The organism is Umezawaea sp. Da 62-37 (genome assembly GCF_032460545.1).
In the GTDB taxonomy this organism is placed as follows: Bacteria; Actinomycetota; Actinomycetes; order Mycobacteriales; family Pseudonocardiaceae; genus Umezawaea.
The window spans coordinates 8273744-8287597 of record NZ_CP135965.1 but is presented as its reverse complement, the minus strand read 5'-3'; the positions used below and the strand labels follow the sequence as shown (position 1 = coordinate 8287597).

At 67.3% G+C, this 13854-nt stretch carries 11 protein-coding genes; 7 read left to right on the top strand and 4 right to left on the bottom strand.

Annotated elements, in window-relative coordinates; genetic code table 11:
• Positions 1-59: 59 nt before the first annotated feature.
• The gene (locus RM788_RS38330) at positions 60-755 is read left to right on the top strand and encodes a TetR/AcrR family transcriptional regulator (protein WP_315924388.1); all 696 of its coding nucleotides are present in this window, start codon (positions 60-62) and stop codon (positions 753-755) included.
• A gap of 152 nt (positions 756-907) precedes the next feature.
• Here the strand turns inward: RM788_RS38330 and asnB are convergent, their stop codons facing one another.
• Positions 908-2716 carry an asparagine synthase (glutamine-hydrolyzing) gene (gene asnB / locus RM788_RS38320; protein WP_315924384.1) on the bottom strand — a complete coding sequence of 603 codons (1809 nt, stop codon included), beginning with the start codon at positions 2714-2716 and terminating at the stop codon, positions 908-910.
• A 154-nt stretch (positions 2717-2870) separates the two neighbouring features.
• Here asnB and RM788_RS38315 point away from each other — a divergent pair, with 154 nt between their 5' ends.
• The 5 genes from RM788_RS38315 to RM788_RS38295 all read left to right on the top strand — a co-directional run bounded on the left by RM788_RS38315 (position 2871) and on the right by RM788_RS38295 (position 10853).
• On the top strand, positions 2871-4130 hold the full coding sequence (locus RM788_RS38315; RefSeq protein WP_315924382.1) for a beta-ketoacyl [acyl carrier protein] synthase domain-containing protein: 1260 nt from the start codon (positions 2871-2873) through the stop codon (positions 4128-4130).
• A 158-nt stretch (positions 4131-4288) separates the two neighbouring features.
• Complete coding sequence (locus RM788_RS38310) at positions 4289-6922, top strand: NPCBM/NEW2 domain-containing protein (protein ID WP_315924379.1); 2634 nt, start codon at positions 4289-4291, stop codon at positions 6920-6922.
• Positions 6913-8442 carry a glycoside hydrolase family 88 protein gene (locus RM788_RS38305; RefSeq protein WP_315924377.1) on the top strand — a complete coding sequence of 510 codons (1530 nt, stop codon included), beginning with the start codon at positions 6913-6915 and terminating at the stop codon, positions 8440-8442. Before RM788_RS38310 ends, RM788_RS38305 begins: the two co-directional genes overlap by 10 nt.
• A 230-nt stretch (positions 8443-8672) precedes the next feature.
• Positions 8673-9185: an SsgA family sporulation/cell division regulator gene (locus RM788_RS38300; RefSeq protein WP_315924375.1), complete on the top strand. Its 513-nt coding sequence runs from the start codon at positions 8673-8675 to the stop codon at positions 9183-9185.
• 141 nt (positions 9186-9326) lie between these two features.
• On the top strand, positions 9327-10853 hold the full coding sequence (locus tag RM788_RS38295; protein ID WP_315924373.1) for a recombinase family protein: 1527 nt from the start codon (positions 9327-9329) through the stop codon (positions 10851-10853).
• Positions 10854-10991: 138 nt separating this feature from the next.
• On the opposite strand, the gene ribD is transcribed toward RM788_RS38295, so the two are convergent.
• The 3 genes from ribD to RM788_RS38280 all read right to left on the bottom strand — a co-directional run bounded on the left by ribD (position 10992) and on the right by RM788_RS38280 (position 13572).
• Positions 10992-11720 carry a bifunctional diaminohydroxyphosphoribosylaminopyrimidine deaminase/5-amino-6-(5-phosphoribosylamino)uracil reductase RibD gene (gene ribD, locus RM788_RS38290; RefSeq protein WP_315924371.1) on the bottom strand — a complete coding sequence of 243 codons (729 nt, stop codon included), beginning with the start codon at positions 11718-11720 and terminating at the stop codon, positions 10992-10994.
• Positions 11710-13026, bottom strand: a complete 1317-nt coding sequence (locus RM788_RS38285; RefSeq protein WP_315924368.1) for an NsdA family TPR-like regulatory protein — start codon at positions 13024-13026, stop codon at positions 11710-11712. Before RM788_RS38285 ends, ribD begins: the two co-directional genes overlap by 11 nt.
• Before the next feature lie 354 nt (positions 13027-13380).
• Complete coding sequence (locus RM788_RS38280) at positions 13381-13572, bottom strand: hypothetical protein (protein WP_315924366.1); 192 nt, start codon at positions 13570-13572, stop codon at positions 13381-13383.
• Between the two features lie 51 nt (positions 13573-13623).
• Between RM788_RS38280 and RM788_RS38275 the strand changes: the two genes are divergently transcribed.
• Complete coding sequence (locus RM788_RS38275) at positions 13624-13848, top strand: hypothetical protein (RefSeq protein ID WP_315924364.1); 225 nt, start codon at positions 13624-13626, stop codon at positions 13846-13848.
• Positions 13849-13854: the final 6 nt, after the last annotated feature.

Here is a 13854-nt window from a genome sequence, read left to right as displayed (position 1 = left end):
CTCCAAGTAGAGCACACTTTCCGAGAACAGTGCTCTCGAACTTGTGCAACACTCTCGTCATGTCAGCAGGCTCCCTCCGCGCCCGCGTCCGGGCCGAGATGACCGAGGAGATCAAGGCGTCCGCCCGCCGCCACCTGGCGACCGACGGCGCGAACCTCTCCCTGCGCGCCGTGGCCAGGGACATGGGCATGGTGTCGTCCGCGCTGTACCGCTACTTCGCGAGCCGCGACGACCTGCTGACCGCCCTCATCCTCGACGCGTACAACGCGCTGGGCGCCGCGGCCGAGGCGGGCGACGCCACCGTCACCGACCGCGCCGACCTGCGCGTCCGCTGGCTCGCGACCTGCCGCGCCGTCCGCACCTGGGCCCTGACCACCCCGGCCGAGTACGCGCTGCTGTTCGGCAGCCCCGTCCCCGGCTACCGGGCCCCGGACGACACGATCGCCGCCGCCTCCAGAACCGCCACCACCCTGGTCCGCATCCTCGAGGACGGCTTCCACGCGGGCGCCATCACCGACCCCGCCACCGACGACATGCCGATCGAGGTCCGCGCCGACATGGCCCGCCTCCGCGACCGCCTCGCCCCCGACCTCCCCGAAGAACTGCTGGCCCGCGGCAGCATGGGCTGGATCCAGCTGTTCGGCGCGGTCAGCTTCGAGCTCTTCGGGCAGCTCGACAACGTCGTCGAAGCACGTGAGCCCTACTTCGACCACCAGATGCGCCAGGTCGCGACGGCCATCGGAATTCCCGCTTGATCGGGGTGAACAAGGTCATCGGCAAGGTGACTCCGGCCTGGCGACCGCGGTACGCAGGCACCTGGTGAAGGAGCGCGGCGTGGACCGCCGGAAGATCATGTTTTCCAGCTACTGGGAGGTCGGGCAGGCCCGGACCTGACCGTCTCGTCAGGTCATCCCCGTCGGCTCACCGACGTCCGCAGCCAGAGGTCGAAGGACAGCGCGAAGTCCAGGCCCGCGCGGGTCGCGAGGTCGTCGGCCGGGCGGTCGAGGCGGGCGCGGACGTGAGCCGGGTCGAGGTACGTCCAGACCGGCGCGGTCGGCGTCGCCAGCAGGTCGGCGACCTGCTCCTGGACCAGCCACCGGTAGGCGCGGTCCTGGGTGCTGGGGTACGGGGCCTTGGTGCGGTCCAGCACGCTCGCGGGCAGCACGGGCGCCGCGGCCGCGCGCAGCAGCGACTTCTCCCGGCCGTCGGCGGTGTGGTGCGACCACGGCGTGTTGAAGGCGTACTCCACGAGCCGGTGGTCGCAGAACGGGACGCGGACCTCCAGGCCCACGGCCATGCTGAGCCGGTCCTTGCGGTCGAGGAGGTCGGGCAGCCAGCGGGTGAGGTGCAGGTGCGAGACCTCCCGCATCCGCCGCTGCATCGGCGCCTCCCCCGGCAGCACGGGGACCTCGGCCAGCGCCTGCCGGTAGTGCTCGGCGCGGTGGGCGGTGACGTCCAGTTCCGCGGCGACGTCCGTCCGCAGGAACGCGCGGGCGGTGCCGCTGCGCCCGGCGAAGCAGCGCCACGGGTAGTCGGCCGCGGCCAGCGCGTCCGCGTCGTGGAACCACGGGTAGCCGCCGAACACCTCGTCGGCGCTCTCGCCGGACAGCACCACGGTGGCGTGCTCGCGCACCGCGCGGAACAGCAGGTGCAGCGACCCGTCCATGTCACCGGAGGTGGGCGCGTCCCGTGCCGCCACGACGGCTTGGCGGAGCCCCGGATCGCTCAACGCCGCCGGGTCCAGCACGAGGTCGCGGTGGTCGAGGCCGCAGTGCTCGACCACGGCCCGCACGAACGGCGCGTCGGACGTGCCGCGCAGCCGGTCCGGCGTGAACCCGCCGGTGAAGTCGACCGAGAACGTCCGCAGCGCGCCGCCGTGCGCCGACCCCAGCGCCGCGAGCACGCTGGAGTCGAGGCCCCCGGACAGCAGGGCGCCCAGCGGCACGTCGGCCACCAGGTGGCGGCCGGTGATGTCGGCCAGCAGCTCCCGCGTCCTGGCGACGGTGGTCGGGCCGTCGTCCTCGTGCGGCCGCGCCTCCAGGGACCAGTACCGGTGCTCCCGGACGCCCGACGCGTCCACCACCAGCACGTTTCCCGGCGGTAGTTCCCGCACCCCGCGGAACAGGGAGCCCCCCGGTGTCCGCACCGAGGCGAAGAAGTCGCGCAGGCCGTGCCCGTCCACCTCGGGCTCGACCAGCCCGGTCGCGAACAGCGCCTTCGGCTCGGACGCGAACAGCACGCCCGCGCCGCGCCGGACGTAGTGCAGCGGCTTCACGCCGAGCCGGTCGCGCACCAGCAGCAGCCGGTGCCGGGCCACGTCCCAGACCGCGAACGCGTACATCCCGTTGAGCCGCTCGGCGGCGCCGGTCCCCCACTCCCGGCAGGCGTGCAGCACGACCTCGGTGTCGGTGCCGGTGCGGAACTTGTGGCCCAGCAGCTCGAGTTCGGCGCGCAGCTCGACGTGGTTGAACACCTCGCCGCTGTAGGAGAGCACGACCACCGGGTCGTCCCCGTCGTCGCTGACGGCCATGGGCTGGTGGCCGTGCACGGGGTCCAGGACGGCGAGCCTGCGGTGGCCGAGGACCGCGTGCGCCCCGACCCACAACCCCTCCCCGTCGGGCCCGCGCGCGGCCAGCGCGTCGGTCATCCGGCGCACCGCGCGGCCGCCGTGGAGCAGGGGGGCGGCCGGATCTGCCCAGCCCGCGATTCCGCACATCGGTGAACTCCTCCGGGTGATGACCGGCGGGCCCGCGATCACCCTGGGACACGGCCGGTCACTCGGAGTGTAGGGTCGCCCTTCGTCGACACGCCAACCGCGTCACTCCATTGTGGCCGTCCACAGTGGATCACCCACGAGCACGGGACAACGGATGACCCAGCCGATCGCCATCGTCGGGACGGCCTGCCGGTTCCCCGGCGCCCGAACACCGGACCAGCTCTGGCAGCTGCTCCTGGACGGCCGCGACACCATCGCCCCCGCCCCTCCGGCGGGCCGCTTCGACACCACGCCCGTGCTCGACCGGCACGGCCGGGTGATGGGCCTGGCGGGCGGCTACCTCGACCACGAGGACTTCGACCCCGGCCTGTTCGCCGTCACCGACCGCGAGGCCGCGGCGATGGACCCACAGCACAAGGTCCTGCTGGCCACCGCGCGGGACGCCCTGCTGGACGCGGGCCTCACCACGCGCTCACCGGCGGACGTCGGCGTGTTCATGGGCCAGAGCACCGGCGAGCACTGGGACTCCCACCGCGGTCCCGTCGACATGCACGACATCGCGGGCAGCGCCGCCCGCAGCATGGCGTCCGGGCGGATCAGCCACGCCTGGGACCTGCGCGGACCGTGCGCCACCGTCGACGCCGCCTGCTCCTCCGGCACCCTCGCCGTGCACCTGGCCTGCCAGAGCCTGCGCACCGACGAGTGCGACACCGCGCTCGCCGGCGGCGTCAGCCTCGTGCTGGGCACCGACCACACCGCGGGCTACGCGGCCGCGGGCCTGCTCTCCCCCACCGGCCGCTGCCACTTCGGCGACAAGCGCGCGGACGGCTTCGTGCGCAGCGACGGCGCCGCCGTGCTCGTGCTCAAACGCCTGGACCGGGCCCTCGCCGACGGCGACACCGTCCAGGGCGTCATCCTCGGCAGCGCCCAAGCCGGCAAGGGCCGCACCGCCAAGTCCGTCATCGCGCCCTCCGTCGAGGGCTACGTCCAGGTCATCACCCGCGCGTGCGCCACCGCGGGCATCACCCCGTCCGACCTCGGCTACGTCGAGGCCCACGGCAACGCCGCCCCCGCCGGCGACGCCGTCGAACTCCAGGCGATCGGCGCCACCGCGGGCCCGTGCCTGGTCGGATCGATCAAGTCGACCATCGGCCACCCCGAGGCCGCGGGCGGCCTGGCGGGCATCCTCAAGGCGGCACTCGTCCTCCGCCACCGCACGATCCCCGCCGGCCCCCGCCCGCTCAGCCCGACGTCCACAGTGGACTGGAAAGGCCTGGGCCTCACCCCCGTCCGGACCCGCACGGACTGGCCCGGCACCGGCCCGGCCTACGCGGGCGTCAACACCTACGGCCTGTCCGGCACGTTCGTGCACGTGGTGCTCGGTGAGCCACCAGTCCACAGTGGACGGACTTGATACCGCAACGATCATGGGACGTCAACCGATGACAGCCGATTCGGCCGGACAGAACCTGTCCTGGTTATAACTATCGGCGATCTTGACCGGCACCGGATCGCGACACACGATCAGGGAGCGCTCTCACCCCCTGCCGAGGTGCGTCCGGAGGACTGACCATGCCGTCACCGTCCCGTCGATCGAAGTGGTCGCTCGCCGTCACCGGGGTGCTGCTGGCCTCCGGTGTCCTGACACCGGCCGCCGCCCAGGCCCGGCCCGCCGACCAGTGGACCGTCTCCGGTCCCTCGCTGACCGCCACCGTGGCGCTCGACCCGACCACGGGCGCCCTATCGCTGGGGGCCACACGGAGCGGGCGGGCGGTGTTGGCGCCCGCGCCGGTCGGACTGCGCACGACCGGGGCGGATCTGAGTCGGGGGCTGCGGTTCGTCAGCCGGGCGGACCGGACGGTCTCCGAGCAGTACGCGATGACGACCGGCAAGCGGCGGAACCGGGTGGTCACGGGGACCGAGGCGCGGTTGGCGTTCGCGACGGCCGGGGGCGCGCGGGTCGACCTGGTGGTGCGGGTGGCGCCGGACGGGATCGCCTACCGGTACGTGGTGCCGGGGCCGGTCACGGTGACGGGCGAGGCGTCGGCGTTCACGGTGCCGACCGGCGCGTCGGCGTGGCTGCTGCCCTACAACGCCTGGTACGAGGCCAGTCGGGTGCAGACCACGGCCGGCGGCGCGGCGGCGGGCGACTACGGGAACCCGTCGCTGTTCCAGAGCGGCGAGGACTACGTGCTGCTCACCGAGTCCGATGTGGACGGCCGGTACCCCGGTTCGAAGCTGCGGCACACCAGCGGTTCCGGCACCTACCAGGTCGTGCTCGCCGACGAGCGGGTCACGTCGTCCGGCGAGCTGCGCACGCCGTGGCGGACGGCGGTCATCGGGGACCTGGCGACGGTCACCGCGTCGACGCTCGTCGACGACCTCGCGCCGCCGTCGAAGGTGGCCGACACGTCGTGGGTCAAGCCCGGCAAGGTCGCGTGGTCGTGGCTGAGCGAGAACTCCAGTCCCGGCAACTTCGAGCGGCAGAAGGCCTACGTCGACTTCGCCGCCCGCAACGGCTGGCCGTACGTGCTGGTCGACGAGGGCTGGAGCGCGAACTGGGTGCCGGAACTGGTGCGGTACGCCCGCGCCAAGGGCGTGGACATCCTGCTGTGGCTGCACTGGAGCAACCTGGACACGGCCGCCGAGCGCGACACGACGCTGCCGCGGATCCGCGACTGGGGCGTGAAGGGCGTGAAGCTGGACTTCATGGAGTCCGACTCCCAGGAGCGCTACCAGTGGTACGACGCGGTGCTCGCGAAGACCGCCGAGCTGCACCTGATGGTGAACTTCCACGGCTCCACGATCCCGCACGGCCTGGCGCGGACGTGGCCGCAGGTGATGAGCATGGAGGCCGTGCGCGGCGCGGAGAACCAGCCGTCGGCGGCGAACAACCCGGTGCAGGCGTTCACCCGCAACGTGGTCGGCTCGATGGACTACACGCCGGTGTCGCTCGACGTCGGCCCGAAGGAGGCCTCCGTCGCGCACGAGGTGGCGCTGCCGGTGGTCTACGAGTCGGGCTGGACGCACTTCGCGGACAAGCCGGAGGCCTACGAGGCGCGTCCGCAGGCGCTGCGGTTCCTCGACCAGGTCCCGACGGTGTGGGACGAGACGCGGCTGGTCGGCGGGCACCCGAGCAGCGGCGCGACCATGGCGCGGCGCAGCGGGACCCGGTGGTTCCTCGGTGCCATCGCCTCCGGTGACGCTCGCGCGGTAAGCGCCCCGCTGGGCTTCCTCGGCACGGGCGAGTGGCTGGTCGAGGTGGTCCGCGACAACACCGCAGCCACCCGCGGCGACGTGATCCGCGAAAGCTCGGTGCGCCGGTCCACCGACGTGCTGTCGGTCGCCGTGCCGCGCAACGGCGGGTTCGCCGCGGTCATCTGCCCGAACCAGGCGGGCCGGACCACCTGCGACGAGCCGATCAAGCAGGTCCCCACCACCACGCTGACCGTCACGCCCGCGCAGGAGTTCGACGCCGCGAAGGGCACGACGTTCGAGGTGACCGGCTCGTTCACGCCCACCGGCACGGGGGCGCTGACCGACGTCGTGCTCACCGCCACCGCCCCGGCGGGCTGGACGGTGACCGGCCTCCCGGTGCGCCGCGGCATGTTGCTGCGCGGCGAGACGTTGACCGGCCGCTGGATCGTGCGGGTCGGCGACCAGGCCCCGAGCGGGTACGCGGACGTGCCGGTGTACGCGGAGTTCAACGGCGAACGGGTGCACGTCGAGAAGGCCGTGCGCGTGTTCGTGCCGCCGGACGTGCCGTCCGGGACGCCGTACGTGAGCGACCTGCCGTTCATGGCCGAGGGCAACGGCTGGGGCCCGGTGGAGCGCGACCGCTCCAACAACGAGAACACCGGCGGCGACGGCAACCCGCTGCGCGTCGGCGGCGTCACCTACGCCAAGGGCCTGGGTGTGCACGCCGAGTCCGACGTGTTGGTCTACACCGGCCGCGCGTGTTCCCGGTTCACCGCGGGCATCGGCTTGGACGACGAGACCACCGAGACGGGATCCGTGGTGTTCCAGGTGGTCGGCGACGGCCGGGTGCTGTTCGACAGCGGTGTGGTCCGCGCGAAGACCGCCGCCCGCGCGATCTCCGTGGACACCACCGGTGTGCGGCTGCTCGGCCTGCGGGTGACCGACGGCGGGGACGGCAAGAACTTCGACCACGCCGACTGGACCGAGGCGAGGGTGACGTGCGCCTGACGACGGCACTGGTGGTCGCGCTCGCGACGACCGCGCTGGCCACCGCGCCCGCGGCGGCCGCGACCACCGGGTACGAGGCTGAGCAGGCGACGCGGTCGAAGGCCGTGGTCGAGTCGAACCACGTCGGCTTCACCGGGACCGGGTTCGTCAACTTCGACAACGTCGCGGGCAGCGCCGTCGAGTTCGCCGTCGACGCGGCGATCGCGGGCGGCCACGACCTCGTCCTGCGCTACGCCAACGGGACCGCGGTCGACCGTCCGCTGAGGATCGAGGTGAACGGCGCCGTGGTCACCGCCGCGCTGCCGTTCCCCGGCACCGGCGCGTGGACGACGTGGGCGACCCGGCGCACGACGGCGACGCTCGTCAAGGGGCGCAACACGATCCGCGCCATCTCGACCACCGCGGACGGCGGCCCGAACCTCGACTCGATGAGCGTCGACAACGGCGTCGCGGCGCCGGCCCCCGCCGACTGGTCCACCGCGATCGTGGACTCCACCACCGCCCGGCGGCCGGCGGCCTCGCTCGGACTGGGCTACACCGACGCGCTGTTCCTCTACGGCACCCACCTCGTCCACGAGCGCACCGGCGATCCCCGTTACCTCGACTACCTCAAGGCCTGGGGCGACGCGCACGTCGCGGCCGACGGCGGCACCGGCAGCTCCTACGACAACCTCGACACCATGCTCGCGGGCAACGTGTTCCTGGTGCTGGCGGAGGAGACCGGCGAACAGCGGTACACCCTGGCCGCCACGAGGATCCGGCAGCGGCTGACCACCTACCCGCGCACCACCGACGGCGGTTTCCTCCACAACGTCTCGTTCACCGGGCAGCTCTGGGCCGACGGCGCGTTCATGGCGCAGCCGTTCCTCGCCCGCTACGGCGCTCGGATCGGTGACGGCGCGGCGGCGTTCGACGAGGCGACCAGGCAGCTGATCACCTACTTCGGCCACCTGCGGTCGCCGGACGGGATGCTGTTCCACGCCTACGACGAGACGCGGAAGCAGGCTTGGGCGAACCCGACCACGGGCACCTCGCCCGAGGTGTGGTGCCGGGCCGTCGGCTGGTTCGGCATGGCGACCGTGGACGTGCTGGAGGTGCTGCCGCCCGACCACCCGAACCGGGCCGCGCTGCTCGGCACCGTCGAGCACCTCGCGCAGGGGTTCCAGCGCTGGCAGGCCCCGGCGACCGGCCGCTGGTTCCAACTGCCGGCGAAACCGGGCCTGGCGGGCAACTGGACCGAGACGTCGTGCTCGAGCATGTTCGCGTTCACGGTCTCGCGCGCCGTCCAGCGCGGCTACCTCCCGCGGACCTACCTCCCGGTGGCGACCCGCGGCTACCAGGGCGTGCTCGCCCGGACCTCGATCGGCGCCGACGGACGGGCCCACGTCAGCGACATCGTGGTGGGCACCAACGTCGGTAACGAGCGGTACTACCTCGACCGGCCGCGGGCGACCGACGACTTCCACGGGCTGGGCGCGTTCCTCATCATGAACGAGCAACTGGCCCATCCGCGGCCCTGAATGCCGCTTACCCATATTTTCGATGATCAACCACGTGTTCATGAATAATCGTGAGAATACGGTGAAACCCCAGCTCACCAGGGGATCAGCCCTTAGGGGATCACCTCGGCCGACCCCCTAATACCCCTAACTTAGGTCGCATTTAGATCACGAGGCGCATCCTGGAGGTACCTGGCACGTCTTCTTAGTCGTAGAACGGCTCGCTGCCCCGTGCTGGAAGGACCACTCACATGATCGACGACCCTCACGCCTACCAGCACCGTGAAGGCGACGCTCACCAGTGGCTGTGCCGCTTCGGCATCGACAACCGCCACTGCGTCACCGGCACCACCACCAAGACCGCCATCACCGTGCGCGGTGGCGACGAGACCGGGGTGGCCGAGTCGAGGTCGGGTTCGCTCGTCTCGCTGAGCTGGAACACGACCGACCCGTACGCGATCACCATGCTCGTCCACGACGACGAGTCCGGCGAGGCCGACACGTGGGTGTTCGCCCGCGAACTCCTCATCGAGGGCGGTGGCATCGGCGACGTGCGCGTCCGGCACGGCCTTGTCACGAGCCTGGAGCTGGACTCCCCGGAGAAGGACATCACGCTGCGGCTGTCCGTCACGTGGGTCGAGCACTTCCTGCGCTACACCGAGGACGTCATGCCGCTGGGCCGGGAACCGAGCCTCGTCGACGTGACCGAGCTGGAGTGGACCACCGAACTGGAGTGGCTGGCCGACGGCCGCGCCGACATCTGAGCCCGCACGGTCCGGCTCGCACCACTCGACCGGACCGCATGACCGGACCGCACGACCGGGCTCCTCAGCCCGGCCTGCGAAAAATGTCGTACCCCACCCGTAGCGTGGGGTTGTAGCTGTTTGTTGCCCTAACCTGGTCGTATGGCTACTTCAGAGGACATCACAGCAGGTCAGAGTGCCAGTGGGGGAGAGATCGACTCCTACGCCCGTCTGTCGTGGAACCCGAACACGCGGGAACTGGAGAAGATCGAGACTCAGTTCCACGACAACCGGGGCACGATCAGCCGCAACGGTGGACGCGTCGGCATGGAACTGTCGGATGGTCTGTCCGCGTGGAAGAAAAAGGTGCGCCGCCCCGGATTCGAAACACTGTTGGAACGTGCTCGCACGGGTCAGTCCAAGGGAATCGCGGTCTGGCATGTCGACCGGTTGTTCCGTCAGCCTCGCGATCTGGAAACGCTGATCGATCTTGCGGAATCAGGGTTCCTGGTAATGAGTTCGCACGGCACCCGCGACCTGTCCAATGCCGATGACCGGTTCATCCTGCGTATCGAGGTAGCACAAGCGGCTAAGTCATCCGACGACACGTCACGTCGCATCCTGCGACGATTCGATGCCTACCGGCGGCAAGGACGTCCCACGGGCGGACGGCCAGGATTCGGGTTCCCGCGCAAGGATCGTTCGTGGACCCCCGCTGAGGGGCAGGAGGAAAGTGACAGGCCGAACATTCCGCAATCCCAGATCGAGAGGGAGCGAGAGGAATTGCAAAAAGCGGTTAGCGATGTCCTTGCGCAAAGCGCGAATAGTGGGGATATCGCCCGCCGCTGGAATGACGCAGGCCTCCTGACGATCGAGTTGAAACCGTGGGTGGCGGACAAGATCCGAAACACATTACTGCGCCCCACGTTGGCGGGAATGATCGAGCATGGCGGTGAGATCGTTGGCCGAATGCCCGGAAAACCGATCATCGATGAGAAGACACACCGAAGGTTGCAGGCGTTCTACGACGGACGGCGGAAGGGTGCCCCTCCGGGGCGGCGACATTTGGGTGCCGGAATCTTGCGTTGTGGACTATGCGGTAAAAAGATTAGTGCGGCCAGTACCGGGACTGCGTACAAAGACGGAACACGTCGATACCAGTACATTTGCAATAAGCAGCGGCGCGGATGCGGGGGAGTCTATGCCGACGCTGCGGCAGTGGACAATCAATTGCGCCTGTTCGTGATCGCACGACTATCGGATGCCCGTCACGCTCAGGCGATCGCAGCGGCACGCGCGCGGGTGTCGAGTCGTCTGACGGAATTGAACAAGGAAATCAAGAGCATTACAGATGTACAGGAGGCATTGGTTGAACGTCTGGTGAGGCGTGAAATCAGTGTGACCACATTCGACAAGTCGAATCTTTTCCTGGCTACGGATCTGGCGCCATTGGAAGAGGAGCGGGGCAAGTTGTCCGGCGCATCCGTGGAAGGCCCGGACGAAGCATTGAGCGCCGAAGAACTCGCCCGACAATGGAAAGATGCAGACTTGTTGGGCAAGCGTGCTTTGGTGACCCAAGCGTGTGGATTGGATGAACTGCGCCTCTCCCCTGGGAAGAAGTCTGGGAAACGCGCTTTCGGGCGTGAAAGGCTGCGATTGTTGCCACCCGAAGCGCCCTACGGCGCGTAAATATTGAAATGGTACACCAGCGGCCCGTACCTCCGCACCGGAGGTACGGGCCACGCCATATTCAGACCAATTTGTACCGCCACCCGTATCCGTGATGGTCAAAATCGACTCGCGAGCACGACGCTCATTGCCTTATATCTACCGCTTGGGACGGGCCACCACGCGAATGTCTGGGCCAGAGCGGCTGACTTCAATCAATTCAAGGCGAAGGATATCCGACATAGTCTGGATACCGGAACCGATCAAACCGCTTTTCCCCTCGCCCAACATGGCTGGAGCAATGTAGTTCACAACTCGATCGACAACACCAGCGGCAACAAAGCTTCCGGCAAGCGTTGGCCCACCTTCGAGGAAAACGCCGTGAATCTGACGGTTGTAAAGCTCCTCAAGGAGAATTTGGATGTCTAGGCCCTTTGTGCCGCGCCTGACCTTGACTACTTCGGCAAGGTCTTCCAGGTGTGAAGCATCGGTATCGTCGGCCACAGCAATAATCGTCGGTGCTGCATCGTTTAGAACGTTCGCGTCTCGGGGCGTCTTTGCTTCAGTGTCAACAATGACTCGATACGGTTGTTTCCATGGTTCAGAGACATGTGAGAGATTGAGTCGCGGGTCATCATTGCCTCTTACGGCAAGGTTTGGGTTGTCGGCCTGCTGTGTTCCTGAGCCGACGATGGTTGCCTGACATCCCGCGCGAAGTAGGTGGACTTCCGCTCTGCTTTCAGGGCTAGTAATCCACTGACTTGTTCCATCGGTTGCCGCAATTCGACCGTCGAGAGTAGCGGCAAATTTATACACGACGAACGGGCGTCGGTACTTCTCATTAACCTCCTGCCATTCATTGCGCCCGACCAACTCGTCAACGGTCATAGTTACCACTCGCGGACCTTTCTGAATTGATGGAGTCGCGAAGCTCTTTTACGTCGCTATTATAGGACCAACTTGCCATCGTCTCGGCAGCGCGTTCCAGTTCACGAAGGGTTCTCCGCGATCCGGTTTCGCGAGCGATTTGCAATGCTTCCGCTCCCACGGCATTGACATAATCTGGGCGATTGGCCACTACGGCTGCAAATGTCTGCCTGGCCAAGTGCAAGCCGCGCTCTCTGCGATAGTCTTGCGGCCAATAGTTGAGTGAGTCGTCAAATGCTTGCAAAGCCTGATTATGTTTCCCGAGAGTTGAAAGTATCGCGCCTCGCTGCGCTTCGACGTAAGACGTCGTGCAGTAGCCTGCCATCTCATAAGGATCATTGTCACTCTGACCAGATTCATTGACAAGATCATGTGCCTTATCCAGCAATGTCAACGACTTATTTTCGTCGCCCTCAAGTGCATAACCGTGCGCGGCTTGCTGTGTTACAGCCGCCTGTACTATTTTGGTTACGACGGCACGGTCTCTACGGGCAGCCGCGTTGGCCAAGCCCTTCACGGCATATGTATCACCGGCCAACTGGGCTTGCTGGCTCATACGCATAAGAATATAGGCAGCTAGATTTTCGTTTCCGACGGTTTCGACCCATTCGAGAGCTTGACGAGACCAGGCGCGACCTTCGTTCAGTTTGCCCAAATCGTCCATTAGCCAACCTTGAAATTCTGCAAATAAGCCTGCAATCTCGAATAGCTTGACCCTAAGCGAACTGTCCGCTCTTTTGAAGAGTGATTGAATGTTGTCGATTTGCTCTGCCGTAGTCGCAATAAGGCGACCCGGTCCGAGCATGCTGTCAGAAGAGACAAGCACGGTGCGCATGCTCACGAAATTCTTGAAAATGCCCGGATTGACCGTATGCGAAGTGGCAACTTTTGAGTCAACTATCGTAGTTAAACTCATCGCGATACCTGTTTGAATAAACTCACGCCTGTTTACTTCAACTGTTTTTGAAAAAGCAGGTCCCGCTTGTGATGACGGTGTCGACCCACTAGGGATTTCTTGGTTTTCAAGTTTTATCGGCAGCGCATTCGAGTCTGGTTTTTTACCTGTGCTGGCGATCCATTGTAAATGTTTCGGAATTCCCAGTAGTGAGGACCAGAATTCCAGCTTGGCAATACTGTCGATTGCGTTGCCGTTTTCGATCCGACTCACATGGGGTTGAGCGCACCGGGCCCATGCCGCAACCCTGGTTTGACTCACGGGTGAGCCGTGGAACGGGTGGGTGCGGTAAGCCGTGATGACCTTGCCCATGTGACGAGTAGCCAACGCCGCGCGCATTGTCGGGGCGTCCCAGAAATCTGCGGGAACCTCGGGTGGGACCGGGTCCGCCGTGGTGAGACGGCGTGTACAGGGGCCGCACTGGTCGCCTGTGGTGTCGCGGGACAGTTGTGTCCCGCAGCGGCATTGACGGCGTGAGGGGCTCATACGCGGCCTCCCGTTGCTCCCCTGGTCCACATGCCCGGTGCACGTGGTCTGTGTTCCACATTAGCCCTGGTGACAGACCGTCTACAGGCAGTAACCCTCATGTCGGTGCAGGAACCTGGGTTCGGACAGAGCGACGGCACCCGGTCCGAGGGGCGGACCGGGTGCCGTCTGTGATGGATGTCAGTTGGTCGTCTTGCGGTCGTCGATCCCTCGCAGGATCAGCGCCGCACCCTCGATCCGTTCCTGTGTCATCGGGGGTCGTTGCGCACATATCTCCGCCCAGTAGGCGATACCTTCGCGTTCTTCCTCACTGAGTTCGTCGCTGCGGTCGGTGTCACCTCCTGGTGTCGTGCTGGCATCGGTTCGGGTCATCGCTGTGTGATCACCCCCTGCCCGTGGGGGTGTCTCGGTACCCTCGCCGGCATGGACGATCTCCAGTCGGTGACGGGTGCGTTGGCCGGATACGTCGAGACGCTGCGCGCGGTATCGGGCCCCGATGCCACGGCTGAGGACGTGTACAACGCGACCCACTCGGTTCTGACCGAGTTGGGCCGCACCGAACTGCACCTGACCCTGTTGAGGTCACAGGCCGGAGTCCGGATGAACGCCGAGGACACGGGCGTGTCCGGGCCGCCCCCTGCCGTGTAGGCCGGT